This is a genomic window from Allobosea sp. GW823-FHT02B03, from assembly GCF_058797755.1.
This window is the reverse complement of sequence record NZ_JBXAJY010000004.1, coordinates 577,913-595,690: the sequence shown is the minus strand read 5'-3', so window position 1 is coordinate 595,690 and position 17,778 is coordinate 577,913. Positions and strand designations below refer to the sequence as shown.

The 17,778-nt window shown below is 69.8% G+C and carries 10 protein-coding genes; 4 read left to right on the top strand and 6 right to left on the bottom strand.

Going from position 1 to position 17,778, the window contains the following annotated elements:
* Positions 1-72 precede the first annotated feature (72 nt).
* From AC1REK_RS16360 to AC1REK_RS16345, 4 genes are all read left to right on the top strand, one after another.
* A complete protein-coding gene (locus AC1REK_RS16360) occupies positions 73-339 on the top strand; it encodes a heavy-metal-associated domain-containing protein (RefSeq protein WP_492269222.1) in 267 nt (88 codons plus the stop codon).
* Positions 340-410: 71 nt separating this feature from the next.
* Positions 411-2,777, top strand: a complete 2,367-nt coding sequence (locus tag AC1REK_RS16355) for a heavy metal translocating P-type ATPase (RefSeq protein WP_492269223.1) — start codon at positions 411-413, stop codon at positions 2,775-2,777.
* A gap of 187 nt (positions 2,778-2,964) precedes the next feature.
* Positions 2,965-3,885 (top strand): LytTR family transcriptional regulator DNA-binding domain-containing protein, encoded by a 921-nt coding sequence (locus AC1REK_RS16350; RefSeq protein WP_492269224.1) that lies wholly within the window; start codon positions 2,965-2,967, stop codon positions 3,883-3,885.
* A gap of 300 nt (positions 3,886-4,185) precedes the next feature.
* The gene (locus AC1REK_RS16345) at positions 4,186-11,103 is read left to right on the top strand and encodes a hypothetical protein (protein WP_492269225.1); all 6,918 of its coding nucleotides are present in this window, start codon (positions 4,186-4,188) and stop codon (positions 11,101-11,103) included.
* 72 nt (positions 11,104-11,175) lie between these two features.
* Here AC1REK_RS16345 and AC1REK_RS16340 read toward each other — a convergent pair whose 3' ends face one another.
* The 6 genes from AC1REK_RS16340 to AC1REK_RS16315 form a co-directional block, all read right to left on the bottom strand.
* Positions 11,176-12,774 (bottom strand): isochorismatase family protein, encoded by a 1,599-nt coding sequence (locus tag AC1REK_RS16340; protein ID WP_492269226.1) that lies wholly within the window; start codon positions 12,772-12,774, stop codon positions 11,176-11,178.
* A gap of 220 nt (positions 12,775-12,994) precedes the next feature.
* Positions 12,995-13,843, bottom strand: coding sequence for an N-acyl homoserine lactonase family protein (locus AC1REK_RS16335; protein ID WP_316018452.1), 849 nt, complete (start codon positions 13,841-13,843; stop codon positions 12,995-12,997).
* A gap of 12 nt (positions 13,844-13,855) precedes the next feature.
* A complete protein-coding gene (locus AC1REK_RS16330; protein WP_492269227.1) occupies positions 13,856-14,740 on the bottom strand; it encodes an amidohydrolase family protein in 885 nt (294 codons plus the stop codon).
* Positions 14,737-15,849, bottom strand: coding sequence for a vWA domain-containing protein (locus AC1REK_RS16325; protein WP_492269228.1), 1,113 nt, complete (start codon positions 15,847-15,849; stop codon positions 14,737-14,739). Before AC1REK_RS16325 ends, AC1REK_RS16330 begins: the two co-directional genes overlap by 4 nt.
* A complete protein-coding gene (locus tag AC1REK_RS16320) occupies positions 15,846-16,730 on the bottom strand; it encodes an AAA family ATPase (protein WP_492269229.1) in 885 nt (294 codons plus the stop codon). The genes AC1REK_RS16325 and AC1REK_RS16320 overlap by 4 nt, the downstream gene beginning before the upstream one ends.
* A gap of 4 nt (positions 16,731-16,734) precedes the next feature.
* Positions 16,735-17,778 carry a xanthine dehydrogenase family protein molybdopterin-binding subunit gene (locus AC1REK_RS16315; protein WP_066469480.1) on the bottom strand — a complete coding sequence of 348 codons (1,044 nt, stop codon included), beginning with the start codon at positions 17,776-17,778 and terminating at the stop codon, positions 16,735-16,737.

Below are 17,778 nucleotides of genomic sequence, written 5' to 3'. Positions count from 1 at the left end.
GTGCAGGAGGCCTTGACCTTACCACTGTGGGAAGGTGCAGGCTGCTGCCATCGTCAACTAGGACATCGAGTCATGAGCTGCTGCCAGCCACGTTCCCAGACTGCCGCGACCACCGCGGCACCGCCCGAAGGCGCGATCAGCTTCCGCGTCGACGACATGACCTGCAGCCATTGCGCCGGCACCATCAAGACCGCGATCGAGAGCAAGCTGCCGGGGACGTCCGTCGACGCCGACCCTGCATCCAAGCTGGTCAGCGTCCGCGGCGGCGCTGACTTTTCGGCGCTCAAGTCGATCGTCACCGCCGCCGGCTACACGCCCGGCCCGCAGCTCGTCCGCTGAAAAGCACGCGCAGCCGGCGGGCATCCCGCTGGCTGCGCATCGCGGCGCTGCGGGAAAGGGGAGAAGGCACGATGGCTGATCACCAGCATCACGGACATCACGAGCACGGTCACCATCACGGCCATGGCCACGCCACGCCGGACAGCGTCAAGGATCCGGTCTGCGGCATGACCGTCGATCCCGCCACGGCCAAGTACAGCGCCTCCCATGCCGGCAAGCGCTACTTCTTCTGCTCCGATGGCTGCCGCGGCAAGTTCGAGTCAAAGCCCGCCGCTTACGCCGAGGGCGCGACGCCGAAGCCCACCGGGGCGCCTGCGCCCGAGGGCACGATCTATACCTGCCCGATGCATCCGCAGATCCGCCAGCCCGCCCCAGGGAGCTGCCCGATCTGCGGCATGGCGCTCGAGCCGGAGATGCCGACTGCCGATCAGGAGCCGAGCCACGAGCTCGTAGACATGACCCGGCGCTTCTGGGTCGGCCTCGTCCTGACGCTGCCGGTCTTTGTGCTCGAAATGGGCGGCCATCTCATCGGCCTGCACAGCCTGATCGCGCCGCAGAACTCCAACTGGCTGCAATTCGTCCTGGCGACCCCGGTCGTGCTTTGGGCGGGCTGGCCCTTCTTCGAGCGCGCCTTCGCATCGCTCGTCAATCGCAGCCTGAACATGTTCACGCTGATCGCCATGGGCACGGGCGTCGCCTGGATCTACAGCGTGATCGCGACCTTCGCCCCCGGCATTTTCCCACCGACATTGCGCGCCGCCGACGGCTCGGTCCCCGTCTATTTCGAGGCCGCGGCCGTGATCACTGTGCTGGTTCTGCTCGGCCAGGTGCTGGAGCTCAGGGCTCGCGAGCAGACCGGCGGCGCGATCCGCGCCTTGCTCGACCTCGTGCCGAAAACGGCGCGCCGCGTGCGCGAGGATGGCGAGGACGAGGACATTCCGCTCGAAGCCGTCCATGTCGGCGATCGCCTGCGCGTGCGCCCGGGCGAGACCGTGCCGGTCGATGGCGAACTCATCGAAGGCCGCAGCTCGCTCGACGAATCCATGGTCACCGGCGAATCCATGCCGGTCACCAAGGAGGTCGGCGCGGCGCTGATCGGCGGCACGCTCAACCGCACCGGCGGCTTCATCATGCGCGCCGGCAAGGTCGGCAGCGACACCATGCTCGCCCGGATCGTCAAAATGGTCGCCGACGCGCAGCGCTCGCGCGCGCCGATCCAGCGCCTGGCCGACCAGGTCTCCGGCTGGTTCGTCCCGCTCGTCATCGTCATCGCCATCGCCGCCTTCGCCGCCTGGATGATGTTCGGCCCGGAACCGCGCCTCGCCCACGCCCTCATCGCCGCGGTCGCGGTGCTGATCATCGCCTGCCCCTGTGCGCTCGGGCTGGCGACGCCGATGTCGATCATGGTCGGTGTCGGGCGCGGCGCCGGCCTCGGCGTGCTGATCAAGAATGCCGAGGCGCTCGAGCGTTTCGAGAAGGTCGACACGCTGGTCGTCGACAAGACCGGGACGCTGACTGAAGGCCAGCCCCGGCTGATCGCCATGCGAACGGCCGGCGGCATCGACCAGAACGAGTTGCTGCGGCTCGCCGCCTCGCTCGAGCGCGCGAGCGAGCATCCGCTCGCAACTGCAATCGTCGAGGCCGCCAAGGAGCGCGGCCTCAGCCTCGCCGAGGCCCGGGATTTCGACAGCCCGGTCGGCAAGGGCGTGACCGGCAGCGTCGAAGGCCGCGCGCTCGTCATCGGCAGCCACCGGATCATGGGCGAGCTCGGCATCGACTTTTCCGCCCTCTCCGCCGAGGCGGAGACCCTGCGCGGCGAGGGCGGCACGGTGATCTTCGTCGCCATCGACGGCAAGATCGCGGGCCTCCTGGCGATCGCCGATCCGATCAAGCAGACCACCCCGGCTGCGATCCGCGCGCTCCGCGACGCCGGCATCCGCGTGGTCATGCTGACCGGCGACAACCGGACGACGGCACAGGCCGTGGCGCGCCAGCTCGGCATCGACGAGGTCGAGGCCGAAGTGCTGCCGGAAGAGAAGAGCGCCGTGGTCGACAAGTTGCGCGCCCAGGGACGGGTCGTCGCGATGGCCGGCGACGGCGTCAACGACGCCCCGGCGCTGGCCGCCGCCGATGTCGGCGTCGCCATGGGCACCGGAACCGATGTCGCGATCGAGAGTGCCGGTGTTACCCTGGTCAAGGGCGATTTGCAGGGCATCGTGCGCGGGCTTCAGCTCAGCCGCGCGACGATGAGCAATATCCGGCAGAACCTGTTCTTCGCCTTCATCTACAACGCCGCCGGCGTCCCCGTCGCAGCGGGCCTGCTCTACCCGTTCTTCGGCATCCTGCTCTCGCCGATCATCGCGGCGGCCGCGATGGCGCTGTCCTCGGTCAGCGTGATCGGCAACGCGCTGCGGCTGCGCGTCACCGCGCTCGACTGATCGCGAGCTGAATTCGGGCGGAGTAGCCGCCTACTCGCGGGCTCGGAGGAAACTCCGAGCCCGCATCACTTGATGGCGAAGGCGCCAGCCCGGCTCGTCCGCGACTGGCGCTTTTTCGTGCCGTCGCCTCCGCCGCACCGCCTTGCCAAGCGATGACGCGCGCGCTTGACTGCCGCGCCCTCGAGCGGTGACCAGCTTGACCTCCAGCTACCAGACACTGGCGCGCGACGAGCTCGCAGACTTGACGGCACCGGACTGGGCCTTCCGATCCGCCCTGCATCTGCTGGCGCAGCCGGTCGATGCCGCGATCTCCTCGTTGCTGGAGGAGCTCGGGCACAAGGCGGCGGCCGACCGGGCCTGGATGTTCGAATACGACGCCAAGCTGCTGCGCTTCCGCAATACGCATGAATGGTGCCGCCCGGGGGTGGCTTCCTTCGTCGAGGATCTGCAGGGCGCCCCGGTCACCATGATCGCCTGGCTGCAGCAATTCCTGGCGGCCGGAAGGGCGGTGATGATCGACCGCGTCGAGGCCTTGCCGCGGGCGGCGCGGGTGCTGCAGGTCGAGATGCTGCGGCAGGGCGACAAGAGCGTGCTGTCGGTCCCGGTCTTCCATGACGGATGCTTGCGCGCCTGCATCGGCCTCGATGCGGTCAGGGCGCAGCATCGCTGGCCAGGCGCCGAGGTGAAGGGGCTTTTCCAGTGCGCCGACCTGGTCGCGAGCGCGCGTTATGGCCGCAATGACGCGGCACAGCCCGGCGCGGGCAAGCCGGATTTCGAGCCGCTGATCTATCTGCGCAAGCGCGGCGGCGCGCAGGGCGTGAAGGCGAGCCTGATCGTCGGCCTGCGGGCGGCGCGCAACTACACCGAGGTCTGGCTAGCAGACGGGTCCTCGGTGCTCGACCTGCGCCCGCTCGCGCTCTGGCTGGCGCTCGTCCCGCAGGCCTCGTTCCTGCGCATCCACCGCACGGCGCTGGTCAACCTGCTTCATGTCCAGGATGTCGAGCGGCCCTCCGGCGACCGTTGGCAGGTGAAGCTGCGCGCTCTCGACCGCGCCTGGCCGGTGTCGCGTCCCCATCGTCAGGAACTGCGTTCGCGCCTCGGCATCTGACCCTCGCGCCGGCGGCCGGGGCATTCGCGCGACGGAATTCGTTTACGATGTTTCGCGCTGCCGTGCCATTCGTCCACCCCACATGTCGATTGGTCCGCTCGCAATTGCCAACCGCCCGTACTGTGGGACCATTCCGGCAGCGTGGCGACGCAACGACGATTCGGGGCTGGGCCTATGAGACAGGGCGGGATTGCAGGCCGCGCCGCAAGGCGCAGCGAGAGCCTTTCCCATGCCCGTTCGCGCAAAGGGAAGTTTCGCCTTTCGGTCTCCCATCTCGCGCTCTCGGCCCTGATCGGCTCGTTGAGCCTGGGGGCCGCGATCACCCCGGCGCGCGCGGACTGCCCCGCCCTGCCCGGCGGGTTCTGCTTCAACATCTCCGGCGCCGGCGGCTTCGACGGCCATAGCGGCAACGACTATCTCGGCGGCGACGGGCAATGGGGCGACTACGGAAGCAGCGGGGTCGTCTCCCTGCCTTCCACCGTCCACGCCAACGGATCGGCCGCCGCGACGATAGCGAGCAATGGCGGCGACGGCGGCTGGGGCGACCGCTCCCGCCCGAGCTATGGCTGGGGCGGCAATGGCGGGTCGGCCGGCGGACTGCACGTCAACGGGACCGGAACGAGCGTCATCAACAATGCCGGCTACGGCATCGACATCTGGGCGCGGGGCGGCAATGGCGGCCCTTCGGCGATCAATGCGGCAGAGAACGACTATGACGGGCGCGACCGCGGCTATGGCGCCGCGGGCGGTGTCGTCGTCGTCGATCTCAACGGCATCACCACGGCGACGCAGGCGAGCGGCATCAGGGTGAACGTGCGCGGCGGCGACGGCGCCAACGGCGCGATCCGGCCGGCCGCTCACAATCCGCGCGGCGGAGCCGGCGGCAATGGCGGGCAGATCATCGCCAATATCTCCGGCAACCTGACCACGACCGGAGCCGGCGGCGACGGCGCGATCACCTTGAGCGCCAATGGCGGCGCTGCCGGCAACGGTGCGGGGGATGGCGGCGGCGCTTGGCCGCGGAGCGGCGGCGATGGCGGGCTGGGTGGCACGATCAGCCTGAACTTCTCCGGCACGATCCAATCGCGGCGCTATGGAATCTATGCCGAAAGCCGCGGCGGCGCGGGCGGGAGCGCCGCGCAGGACAGCAATGGCGACGACTACCAGACGCCGGGCGGTTACGGCAGCGCGGGCGGCAACATCGCGCTCACCCTCGGGCAAGGCCTGATCACCGTCACGGCGGACGGCGTCGACGCCGTATTCGCGACGAGCACCGGTGGCAATGGCGGCCACGGCGGATCGAGCCATCCCGGCAATCCGCACACCGGCAAGGCCGGTGGCAATGGCGGTTCCAGCGGCAGCATCACCATCGACAGTGCCATCGGCATCGAGACGCATGGCACCAACTCGGTCGGCATCGACGCGATCGTCGCCGGCGGCATAGGCGGCGCCGGCGGCTCGGATTCCGGCATCATCTACTCGAAGGGCGGTGCCGGCGGTCGCGGCGGCGCCGAAGAAGATCTGCGGATCATCAATCGCGGCGCGATCTCGACCTTCGGCATCGGCTCGCACGGCATCGTGGCGCAGAGCCTCGGCGGTGGTGGCGCTTCCGCCGGCAGCGCGAGCGGCGGCTTCGTCTCGATCGGCGGCAAGGGCGGCAATGCCGGAAGCGGCGGCACGGTCTCGCTGACCAACAGCGCGCTGGTCCGAACGGCGCAGGGCGAGCTCGTCGGCATCCGGACCAGCGGCGATGGCGCCAACGCCCTCATGGCCTTGAGCATCGGCGGCGGCGGCGGCCTAGGCGGCGGCTCGCTCGCGACGCCGGGCGTCCCGTACGGGGTCGGCGTCAGTCTCGGCGGCGATGGCGGCGCGGCCGGCGATGGCGGCGCCGTCACGGTCCGGAATTCCGGCGATCTGACGACGCTCGGGCACGATGCGGCCGGCATCGTGGCGCACAGCATCGGCGGCGGCGGCGGCAATGCCAACCAGGCGCGGCTGATCGGCGTCAGCTTCGTCAACGTCGCCATCGGCGGCAAGGGCGGTGCCGCCGGCAATGGCGGCGAGGTCCGGGTCTCCAACATCGACCAGACCATCCTGACGAAGGGCGCCGGCAGCGCCGGTATCGACGCCAAGTCGATTGGCGGCGGCGGTGGCAATGCCGGCGGCACCTACACATTCTCCGTCAACGTGTTCCCGGCCGTCAGCGTCGGCGTCGGCGGCGACGCCGCACGCGGCAGCGGTACCGGCAATGGCGGCGCCGTGACGGTCGAGAACGAAGGCGACATCAGGACCGAAGGCGCGAAGGCCAGCGCGATCCTGGCGCACAGCATCGGCGGCGCCGGCGGCAAGGGCGGCCCCGCCGAGATGACCGCGGTGGGGGCGCTGGTGAATGTCGCGACGGCGGTCGGCGGCCTGGGCGGCGGCGGCGGCTCCGGCGGCTCTGTCACGGTGACCAATGGCCCGTTCGGCACCATCGCGACGCGCGGCACCGCAAGCCTCGGCATCGACGCTCAATCGATCGGCGGCGGCGGGGGCGCGGGCGGAGCCGCAACCTCGAACCAGCTCACGATCGGCGTTGCACCACCCAACTACCCCTCCGGCCTCGGCGTGAACACCGTGGTCGGAGGTGCAGGCGGTTCGGGCGGCGCAGGTGGCCTCGTCACCGTCACCAACAATGCGACGATCGCCACCGCCGGGGACAATGCCGCCGGCATCTTCGCCAACAGCGTCGGCGGCGGCGGCGGCTCCGGCGGCTCGGCGATTTCCCGAAGCGTGCTGCTGGCGACCGGAGCCTCGCTCGCCGTCTCGACCGCCGTGGGGGGACGCGGCGGCGCCGGCGGCAATGGCGGTCAGGTCACCGTCTCGAACGTCGTGCACGAACAGGGCGACGAGCCACCGGCGATCGAGACGCGGGGCGCAAGCGCCGCGGGCATTTCCGCCCTGAGTGTCGGCGGCGGCGGTGGCTCCGGCGGCAACACGATGAGCGTGGTCATGCTCGGCTCGCTGCCGCCGACGGGGCTCGACCCGAGCGCCGCGACCAAGATCACCGGCAATTTCAGCGTGGCGGTCGGCGGAACCGGCGGCAGCGGCGGCCAGGGCGGCAGCGTCACCGTGACCAATGCCGGCAGCATCGTCACGCATGGCGATACGTCCTACGGCGTGCAGGCACAAAGCACCGGCGGCGGCGGCGGTTCCGGCGGCAACGCCGCAGGGCTCGCATCGTCGCTTCCCACTCTCAGCGGCGCGGTGAACATCGGCGGCAAGGGCGGCTCGGGCAATCTCGGTGGCGCGGTCACCGTGACGAACGGCGGAACGATCACGACCGGCGGCGTCGATGCCACCGCGATCTTCGCGCAGAGCATCGGCGGCGGTGGCGGCTCCGGCGGCAGTGCGGAGCGCCTCACCGGCGACACCTTCAACTCGCTGGTCGGCGATGCCAGCGCGCTCGGCAAGCTCGTCACCTTCCTGCGAAAACTTGGCTCGGAAGGCTGGGACAACCCCGACTTCACGCCGAGCGTCAACGCCTCCGTCTCGGTCGGCGGCAGCGGTGGCAGCGGCAATCATGGCGGCACGGTCAGCCTCTCCAGCACAGGGCCGGTGACGACAAGCGGCGCGGGTTCCGCCGGCATCCTGGCGCAGAGTGTCGGCGGCGGCGGCGGCAAGGGCGGCCATGCCTATGCCGGCATGCAGGCCGCCTACCTCACCGCGCTCAACGACACCCTGGCCCGGTTCCTGGGCAATGCCAGCAGCTACAAGAAATTCTCGCTGTCGGTCGGCGCGAACATCGGCGTCGGCGGCTCGGGAGGCGCCGGCGCCGATGGCGGCGCCGTCACGGTGAGCAACAGCGGAGCGATCGCGACCGCTGGCCACGCTGCGGCGGGCATGATCGCCCAGAGCATCGGCGGCGGCGGCGGCAATGGCGGCGGCTTCGGCAAGGAGAACGGCGATCTCGACGTCTCGCCGGAAGGGTCGGCGATGCTCGACATTCTCCGCAACATCCTGCCGTTCAAGCTCTCCGCCACCACCAACGTCAATATCGGCGGCTCCGGCGGCGCGGCCGGAACGGGCGGAACCGTCACGGTCACCAACGGCGCCGGCGGCAGCATTTCCACCAAGGGCGATGCGTCCGACGGCATCCTCGCCCACAGCATCGGCGGCGGCGGCGGCAATGGCGCGCACGCCGCGCCGACGCTGGCCGGAGCGACCCTCAACCTCAGCTTCCAGCACGGCGGCAAGGGCGGCGGCGGTGGCGCCGGCGGCCTGGTCACGGTCGGCAATGCCGGCACGATCACCACCGGCGGCGCGGGCTCTTCCGGCATTCTCGCGCAGAGCATCGGCGGCGGCGGCGGCAAGAGCGCCGAGATCTTCGGCGGCGGCGGCAATGTCCTGACCGGAGCCCTCGGCGGCAGCGGCGAGGTCAGGATGGGCGCGGACGGCGCCACCGGCGCCGGCGGCGACGTCACGGTCACGACATCAGGCAGCATCGCGACGCGCGGGCCCCTGTCGCATGGCATCCTGTCGCAAAGCATTTCGAATGGCGGCGGCGCTCATCTGCTCGTCCTGCCCAAGACCTCCGAAGCCCCGGCCCTCGCGCCGACCTACGCGCTGGGCGCGACCGGCGGCTCGGGCACGTCCCACGGCGGCACCGTGACGAACGATATCGCGGGCACGATCACCACGCAGGGCACCGCCTCCTTCGGCGTCTTCGCCCAGAGCATCGGCAATGGCGGCGGCTATGCCGTCGCGGCCGCCGGCGACGGGCTTCTCGACACGCCGACCAAGGCGACGCTGGGCGCGAGCGCCGGCGCCAGGGGCGATGGCGGCGCGGTCGGCGTCACGCTCGCAACCGGCGGCCTCGTCGCCACGCAAGGTCGCAACGCGATCGGTATCCTCGCCCAGAGCATCGGCGGTGGAGGCGGCGTGACCGCCCTCACCGCCGCGCCCGGCCTGATCACGCTCGCCAACCCGTCGAATCCGGCCGCCGGTGCGGGCGGCGCCGTGAATGTCGCGGTCAACGGCCAGGTGCAGACCATGGGCGACGGCGCGGTCGGCATCCTCGCCCAGAGCATCGGCGGTAGCGGCGGCCTTGCCGGCGACATGGCCTCGGCGAACTACGACCTCGGCCTGATCAGGGATGGCGGCACGGGCGGCACGGGCGCCGGCGGCCATGTCAGCGTCAACGTCGCTGGCATCGGCTACCTCGACGGCCGCTCCCGGGTTCCCGGCGTCGTCACGCATGGCGCCAACGCTCCGGCGATCCTCGCCATGAGCCTGGCCAATGGCGGCGTCCTGACCGATCAGGGCATCCTGGCGCGGCGCGCGGCCTCAGGCGCGGGCGACGCAGCCGGCGCGATCACGATCAGCGTCGACAAGGCGGCGACGGTCGCAGCCCATGGCGCGAACTCCCCGGGCATCTACGCGATCAGCCGCGGCGAAGGCACCACTGGACCGAACGGCGACGACATCAACGTCTCGGTGGGGGCCGGTTCGAGCGTTCGAGGCGGCAGCGGCCCGCGCGGCGCCGCCATCGTCACCAGCACGACCGGCAGTACGAGCATCACCAACGCCGGAACCATCGCCTCGCTCGGCGGCGTCGCCATCGTCACCTCCGGCCCCGCCAGCGTGACCAATGCGCAGGAAGGCACGCTCGACGGCGATGTCCGGCTGGCGGTCGACACGTCCTTCGGCCCGCTGAACACCCTGGTGAACAATGGCGACTTCAGCCCGGGGACGACGATCTTCCTCGGCAAGAATGGCGGCGTCCTGACCAATTCCGGCTATATGGACCTCACCGGCAACGGCCAGTACGACACCACCCGCCTGACCGGTCAGTTCGTCCAGACCGCTGGCGGAACGACGATCTTCGGGCTCGATTTCCGGGGAGGAAAGAGCGACGTCCTCTCGGTCAGCGGCGCCACGCAGTTCGGCGGCGAGATCGACTTCGACACGCGAAACCCGCTGAAGGGCTACTCGCTGCCGATCGCGCATTTCGACCATGGCGCGCAGGGTTTCTCGGCCAGGACCAGCGATCTCGAAGGCCTGCCGATCAGCTACACGCTGCGCTTCAGCCCCGATGGGCGCGACCTCTCGGTGTCCCCGCAGGGCAATTTCGCCCGCGCGGGCGCCGCCTTCGCGTCCGACCAGGCGAACATCGCGAACTATCTGCAGGCGCTCTGGGATTCCGGCCATACCGGCGCGGCTCCCCTCTTCACCTATTTCGCCCGCCTGAAGGATGCCTCGAGCTATGCCGGCATGCTGGGCGGCATGGCCAACGATTCCGCCCACAGCCGGCTTTCGGCGCAGGCGCATCACTCCTACGGCTTCTTCAACAGCCTGATGAGCTGCCCCTATTTCGTCGATGGCAGCACGCAGCGCAGCGAGGGAGAATGCGTCTGGGGCCGGGTGACCGGCAGCCGCCTCGATCGCGAAGGAAGCCGCGACGACAGCGGCTATCGCGCACTGATGTCGACCTATCAGATCGGCGCGCAGAAGCAGATCGCGCCCGACTGGTTCCTCGGCGGCTCGCTGAGCTACATGGCCGGCGACACGAAATCGGACGGCTCGGTGGTCGCCACGACCAGCCACACCGTCAGCGGCGGCCTCGCGCTGAAGCGGCAGATCGGCCCCTGGCTCTTCGCCGCCGGCCTGCGCGCCGGCTATGAAAGCAACGAGATGAAGCGGCAGGTGGTGGTGCCGGGCTTCGCCGGCCTCGCGCGCAGCGAGCCGCAGTTCCTGCATGTCGGCGCCCGGCTGCGCGCCGCCTATGAGTTCGCCTTCCCGAACTGGTACCTGCGGCCGCTGGTCGACCTCGACCTCGGCTATGCCCATCAGCAGGCCTATCGCGAAAGCGGCGCCGGGCTGTTCAACCTGGCGGCCCAGGCGACCGGCCAGGCGAACCTCATGGTGACCCCCGCACTCGAGATCGGCGGCCGCATCGACCTTCCCAACGATACGATCCTGCGGCCCTATGCGACCCTCGGCGTCAGCTTCCTGGCGGGCAGCGACTGGACCGCGCGCATGCAGCTCAGCGAGTTCGCCGCGAGCGGGATCGCGCCGTTCCGGATCACGACCGGCGCACCGGATGTCTACGGCAACCTGACCGCAGGCCTCGAACTGCAGACGAAAGGCGGCTTCGAGCTTCGCGCCGAATACAGCCTGCGCACCGCGGACCGCTACACCGATCAGACGGCCTCGCTGCGGGCAGCGCTGCGGTTTTGAGTCCGGGCGGGCGCGCCGCGGCGGAAGCCCGCCTGCCTGTCACCGGCGAGCCGGCATCGATCGTGCCCGGCTTCACCCGCCGGTGGCGTCGAGCACCGCGTCGACATCGGTCACTACCGCGACGTTCTGCAGGGCGTAATTGACCGAGGCGGTATGCCATTCGGCGTTCATGGTCGAGCAGGCGTCCTCGGGCACGACCATGAAATAACCCTTGTCGGCGCCCGTGCGGGCGGTGTGCTCGATCGACATGTTGGTCCAGGCGCCGGTGACGATGACGATGTCGCGGCCGAGCGCCTTCAGCACCGTCTCCAGCCGCGTGCCCTCCCAGGCGCTCATGCGCTGCTTCTCGACGATGTGATCGCCGCCTATGGCTTCCAGCCCCGGCACGGGCGCCGCGCCCCAGGTCCCGCGCACCAGCGCATTGGCATCGGCGAGCCCCTCGAAGAGCGGCGCGTTCATGGTCACGCCCGGCGTGCCCTGCTCGACGACGAACCAGACATGGATCACCGGGATGCCGCGCAGGCGGGCCGCCTGCGCCAGCCTTGCGGCGTTCCCGATGGCGTTCTGTTCCTTGCAATGCGCCGGCGAGCCCGAGGATGCGAAGGCGCCGCCCTCCATCACCACGTCGTTCTGCATGTCCTGGATCAAGAGCGCGCAGCGCGAGGGCTCGAGCCGGTAGCCTGGCGCCGCCTTGTTCGTGCCGTTGCGCGAGACGCTGGCGGCCGGCGGCGCATCGGCCTGACGTGCGCGGTCGGCGCCGGCGCGCGGCTTCATGAAGGGCTCGGGCCTTGGGCCGACCTTGGTTTCGATCGCGTAGAGCGAATGGGTCGCGGTCAGGAACAGCGTGCGCCAGTCCGGCCCGCCCCAGGCGAGATTGCCGACCAATTCCGGTACCCTGAGCTTGCCGATCAACTCGCCCTTGATCGTATAGACCCAGACGCCGCCGGGGCCGGTGACCCAGAGATTGCCCTTGGCATCGCATTTCATGCCGTCGGGAACGCCGGGTTCGGCCCCGACGATGCCCGAGGCGAAGATGCGCGGCGGGCCGAGCCGCCCGTCCGGCAGGATGTCGAAGACGCGGATATTGTGCTGGACGGTATCGTTGACGAAGAGCCGGTCTTCCGTCGGACAGAAGCAGAGCCCGTTGGGCTGGTCGAACAGGTAGCGGTCGACCACGAGCTGCGGTTCGCCGCCTCCTGGAGCGATGCGGTAGACGCCCTGGAATCCGAGCTGGCGCGGCCGCTCGACACCGAAGACGGGCATCCGGCCATACCAGGGATCGGAGAAATAGATCGCCCCGTCCGACTTCAGAACGACGTCATTGGGGCTGTTGAGCTCCGAGCCCTCGAAATGCGAGGCCAGCACCTCGCGCCGCCCGTCCGGCCGTTCGCGAACCAGGCTCGAGGTCGCGTGCTCGCAGACGATCAGGTTGAGCTCGGCATCATAGGTCATGCCGTTGCATTTGTTCGCCGGCCGCATGACCTCGCGCACGCCGTTCCGATCCCAGCGCCGGCGCACATCCCCCGGCATGTCCGAGAACAGCAGATGCTGCTCCTGCGGATGCCAGACGGGCCCCTCGCAGAACTGGAAGCCGCTGCCGAGCTGGCGGACCGGCGCCCAGAGATCGACGAGCTCGGCGAATTGCGGGTGGATGGCGGTGTGCGTGGTCATGGAACACCGTGAATTGCGTTGGTGAGTTTCGGCCGGCCGAGACGGGACTCCGTCCAAATCCTCCAGCCCTCATCCTGAGGAGCGCCCGCAGGGCGCGTCTCGAAGGATGGACGAGCAGGTTCCGGCGCCTCCTGGAGCATCCTTCGAGACGCCGCTGCGCGGCTCCTCAGGATGAGGCCTGGGGAGAGCGGGCGTCCTGGCTCGACGGCTGGAACGACGTTCACGCCGCGAACCAGTTGCGCGCCGGCAGCGACTGCACCACGGGGCCGGGCACGGCCATGTCCATGCGCCCGACGACCTGGCCATGGGCGATCTTGGCCGGCTTGTCGTGGACCGGCAGCAGGAACTTGCCCGTCGCCAGCAGCTTCTTGATCGCCGCCTTTTCCTCGCGCTTCGAGACGCCGTGATTGCCCGTCGTGCGCGGCTCGTTGGCATGGAGCTCGTGGAAGGGCGTCACGATCTGGTCGTTGAAGTCGTAGATCACGTCGCCGCAGATGATGGCGCGGCCCTCGGCCGTATCGACATGGACGTTCATCGAGCCCTCGGTATGGGCGCCGGCAGCCTCCAGATAGCAGCCGGGGAAGAGCTCGATCATCCCCGACAGTTCGAGATCCTCGAAGCGCAGCGCATCGCGCGTGTGCAGGCGGTCGATCAGGTGCTTGATGTCGGGCGCCGGATATTGCGGGTGCATCAGCCCCGAGACCGAGTATTCGAGCTCGCGGCGGTTGACGAGCACGGTTGTGTTCATCGGGAAGAGCTCGTCTTTCCCGGCATGGTCGATATGGAGATGGGTGTGCATGACATAGCGCACGTCGCCCATCCGCACACCGTGCCTCGCGAGCTGGTTCTCGATCATGTTCTCGTGGAACTGGAGGCCGCGCATGCCGAGGCTCTCCATGATCTGGTTGTGGCGATAGCCGGTGTCGACCACGACCGGCCAGGGCCCGCCCAGGATCAGGAAGCCATAGGTCGGCACGCGCCTTGTCCGGCCGCAATCGCGCCCGAGCACGAGGAAGCTCGCCTCCAGCTCGATATCGCCGTAGTCGAGAATCTTGATTTCGAGCGCCATGCCTTCCTCCCCTCAGTCCTGTCGCAGGCGGTAGACCCGCCGTGCCGTTTCGTTGAACACGGCCTCCCGGGCGCCTTCCGGCACGGCCGCAAGATGCGCCGCGATCAGCTCGGCATAGCTCGTCCAGAGCTTCTCGATCGGGAAATTGGAGCCGAACAGGCAGCGCTCGGCGCCGAAGAGCGCCAGCGTCTGCGCGTCGATATAGCCGACATGCTCGGGGTCGTTCCGGCGCAGGAAGGTGCCGAGCCCGGAGAGCTTGCTGACGATGTTGGGCTGGGCGGCGAGCAGCGCCAGCCCCTCGCGCCAGGCGGCGATGCCCTCCGGCGAAAGGTCCTCCAGCATGCCGGCATGCTGGAGGACGAAGATCACGTTAGGGCAGGTGGCGGCAAGCTCCGCCGCCCCCGCCATCTGGCCGGCGAAGACCTGGAGGTCGAAGCTGAAGCCGTATTCGGCAAGGCGCCCGACATTGGCGGTCAACTTCGGATCGCGCGCCAGATCCGGCCCGCTGGCGAAGCGATAGAGGGTGTTCTCGTGCCAGTGCAGCTGCATCCGCACGCCGCGGACACGGCCATTGGCGGCGAGCGCATCGAGCTGCGGCCTGACATCATCCGCCAGCATGTCGGCATAGGCGACGATCGCGATCGGGAAACCGCTCTCGTCGGAGGCCTGCGAGACGTATTCGACCTCGTCGAGATGGCGCGCCGGCGCCCAGTTCGCCTGGACGTAGACCGCTTCCGCGATGCCGGCGGGGCGGCAGTCGTCGAGATACTCAGTAACGGGATAGTCGCGGCGGATCGGCTCGTAGGGACCGAAGATGCGCGGCTGCATCGGCCCGAGCAGCCAGGGCAGGTCCGCCTGCCGCCAGATATGGAAATGGGAATCGACGAGACCGGTCATGCCGCTTGCGAGCCTCCGAGCGAGAGAATGTGCCGGCAGATGCGCGCCGTGCTGGCGCCATTGCCGAGGCTGGCGAGCCGCGGCGCGATCAGGCGCAGCGCCTCCGTCTCCGGCTTGTAGGCGGGGTCGGCCGCGAGCGGGGTCAGCCAGTCGATGCGGTGCGCGCGCTGGCTGAGCCGCACCACGGCGGTGACGAGCGCCGCCGGATCGCCGCGCTCCAGCCCGTCCGAGAGCACGACGACGACGGCGCCGCGCGCATAGGCCGCAAAGCGCGGCACGGCGAGGAAAGCCAGCAGCGCGTCGCCGATGCGGGTGCCGCCATCCCAGTCGGCCACCAGCCCGGCGGCATCCGCCAGCGCCTGCTCCCGGCGCTTGCGCCGCAGCGCCTTGGTGAGACGCGTCAGCCGCGTGCCGAAGGTGAAGACCTCGGCATGCGGCACGGACTGCACGACGGTATGGGCGAGCGCGATATTGGCGTCGCTGCGCTGCTTCATCGAGCCGGAGACGTCGATGAGAAGCAGGATCGGCCGCGCCCGCGTGACCCGGCGCAGCTTCTTCAGGCTCATCACCTCGCCGTCATGGCGGATCGCATCGCGCAGGCTGCGTGCGAGATCGACGGTCGCGCCCCGGCGTGCCGCGCGCTGGCGATAGCCGCGGCGGCGCGGCAGCGCTGCCGGCAGCTCCCGGCCGAAGCGGCGCAGCGTCTCATTCTCGTCGAGCGGCTTCAACATGCGGACCGAGAGCGCCTCCGCGCCGGTCGCAGCCTGCCCGGTCTCGTTGACCTCCTCGCCGAGCAGGACCTCGCGGGAGCCGCTGTCCTCCTGCACCGAGACGTCGTCATCGGGCGCGAAGTCCTCGTCGCCGGGTTCGGCGATGGCGCCGAGGAAATGGGCGTCGAACAGCGCCTCGAAGCGCTCGCGCTGCTCCGGATGCGGCGCCAGCGTCGCGACGGCCGCCTTGCGGACATGCTCCAGGCTGCGCGGCCCCAGGCGCTCGATCGCGCTGAGGAAGGAGACGGTCTGCTCGGGCGCAACGGCGATGCCGTGCTGGCGCAGCAGCCCCGGAAAGGAAACGAAGAGCCGGGCTGCCGGTGGGAGAGGCTCGATCATGCCGCCAGCCCCGGGATGAACAGCGGCAGGCGCGGCCGCAGATGCGCGAGGTCTTCCTCGTCCTTGATCGCGGTGCCGAGCGAGCGCCGGAAGGCTTCCGGCCAGGGCGCGCCGCTCTGTGCGAGCGCCGTCGCGGCCTCGGCCCAGTCCACGGCCTCGGCGACGCCCGGCGGCTTGGCCAGCGGTTCCTGCCTGAGCAGGCCGACCGCGTGGACGACGGCCCGCGCCGTGCCTTCCGCCACCGCCGAGGAGCGCAGCATGATGATCTGCGCCTCGCGCTCCGGTTCGGGATAGGCGATGTAGTGGTAGACGCAGCGGCGGCGCAGCGCCTCGTGCAGCTCGCGGGTGCGATTCGAAGTGAGCACGACGACCGGCCGCTCGGGCGCGCGCAACGTCCCGCGCTCGGGGATCGAGATCGAGAAATCCGAGAGGAATTCGAGCAGGAAGGCCTCGAATTCATGGTCGGAGCGGTCGATCTCGTCGATCAGCAGGACCGTGGATTCAGGCCGCCGCAACGCCGTCAGCATTGGCCGCTCGATCAGGAAATCGTCGCGGTAGATGTCGAGGGTTTCACCTTCGCGCGCCTGCCGGATCGCCAGCATCTGGCGCGGATAGTTCCATTCATAGAGCGCCGCCGAAGCGTCGATGCCCTCGAAGCACTGCAGACGGATCAGCTGCCGGCCGAGAATGCCGGCGATCGCCTTGGCAGCCTCGGTCTTGCCGACGCCGGGCGCGCCTTCGAGCAGCAGCGGCTTGCCGAGCGCGAGCGAGAGGTAGCCGGCCGTCGCGATGCCGTCATCGGCGAGGTACATCGCCGCCGTCAGGGCCTCGGCGAGGTCCTCGGGGCTTGAGATGCCGGCGACGGTCGTGCGCAAAGCCATCGCGTCAGCGCCAGTTCACCGGGCCGCCGCGGCGCGGGCCGGGCTTGGCGCCGCCATTCGCCTTGATGCCGCGCAGGATCTTCTCGGGCGTGATCGGCAACTCGTCGACTCTGACGCCGACGGCGTTGTAGACCGCGTTGGCGATCGCGGGCAGCACCGGGTTGGCGCACATCTCGCCCGGCCCCTTGCCGCCGAAGGGCCCGTCCGGCGCCGGGCGCTCCAGCACGGTCACGTGATAGGGCGCGATCTCTCCCGGGCCCGGCATCAGATACTCGTTGAAGTCGCGCGGGCCATGCTCGGGGTTGGGATAGTACGGCTCCGGCGTTTCGTAGAGCGCGTGGCTGATGCCCATCCAGGCGCCGCCGACCAGCTGCTGCTCGACCATGCGCGGATTTATGACGCGGCCAAGCTCGTAGGCGCTGGTCATCCTCAGCACCTCGACCTCGCCGGTCTCGTCATCGACGGCGACATCGGCGACGAGGCAGGCATGGGCGAAGGCGGTGTTGGGGTTCATCTCGCCGGTCTCGGCATCGACAGCCGAGAGCGGGATCAGGAAGATGCCGCGCCCGGCGATGGTCTTGCCCTGCTTGAACTGGGCCGCCTGCGCCGTCGCCTTGACCGTGATCGTCTTCGAGGGCGCGCCGCGGACATGGATGTTGCCGCGTCCGTCGGTGACGAGGTCGCTGGCATTGACCTCGAGCTCCTCCGCGGCAGCTTCCAGCAGGACGCCGCGAGCCTCCCGCGCCGCGACGATGATGGCGTTGCCCATGCGGTGCGTGCCGCGCGAGGCGAAGGAGCCCATGTCGTGCGGGCCGGTGTCGCTGTCGGCGGTGTCGACGAAGACGTCCTCGATCGGCACGCCCAGCGTCTCCGCCGCGATCTGCCGCGAGACCTGCTTCATGCCCTGGCCGAGATCGATCGCCGAGAGCGCGACGGTGAACTTGCCGTCCGGGTTGGAGTGGATCAGCGCCTGGCTCGGGTCGCCGCCGAGATTCATGCCGATCGGATAGTTGACCGAGGCCATGCCCCTGCCTTCGTGACGGGCCAT

Excerpts from the sequence above, each read along its gene's own strand:
- AC1REK_RS16355 (WP_492269223.1), top strand. The coding sequence starts at position 411 with ATGGCTGATCACCAGCATCACGGACATCACGAGCACGGTCACCATCAC.
- AC1REK_RS16320 (WP_492269229.1), bottom strand. The coding sequence starts at position 16,730 with ATGGCTTTGCGCACGACCGTCGCCGGCATCTCAAGCCCCGAGGACCTC.
- AC1REK_RS16325 (WP_492269228.1), bottom strand. The coding sequence starts at position 15,849 with ATGATCGAGCCTCTCCCACCGGCAGCCCGGCTCTTCGTTTCCTTTCCG.
- AC1REK_RS16340 (WP_492269226.1), bottom strand. The coding sequence starts at position 12,774 with ATGACCACGCACACCGCCATCCACCCGCAATTCGCCGAGCTCGTCGAT.
- AC1REK_RS16315 (WP_066469480.1), bottom strand. The coding sequence starts at position 17,778 with ATGGCCCGTCACGAAGGCAGGGGCATGGCCTCGGTCAACTATCCGATC.
- AC1REK_RS16335 (WP_316018452.1), bottom strand. The coding sequence starts at position 13,843 with ATGGCGCTCGAAATCAAGATTCTCGACTACGGCGATATCGAGCTGGAG.
- AC1REK_RS16360 (WP_492269222.1), top strand. The coding sequence starts at position 73 with ATGAGCTGCTGCCAGCCACGTTCCCAGACTGCCGCGACCACCGCGGCA.
- AC1REK_RS16330 (WP_492269227.1), bottom strand. The coding sequence starts at position 14,740 with ATGACCGGTCTCGTCGATTCCCATTTCCATATCTGGCGGCAGGCGGAC.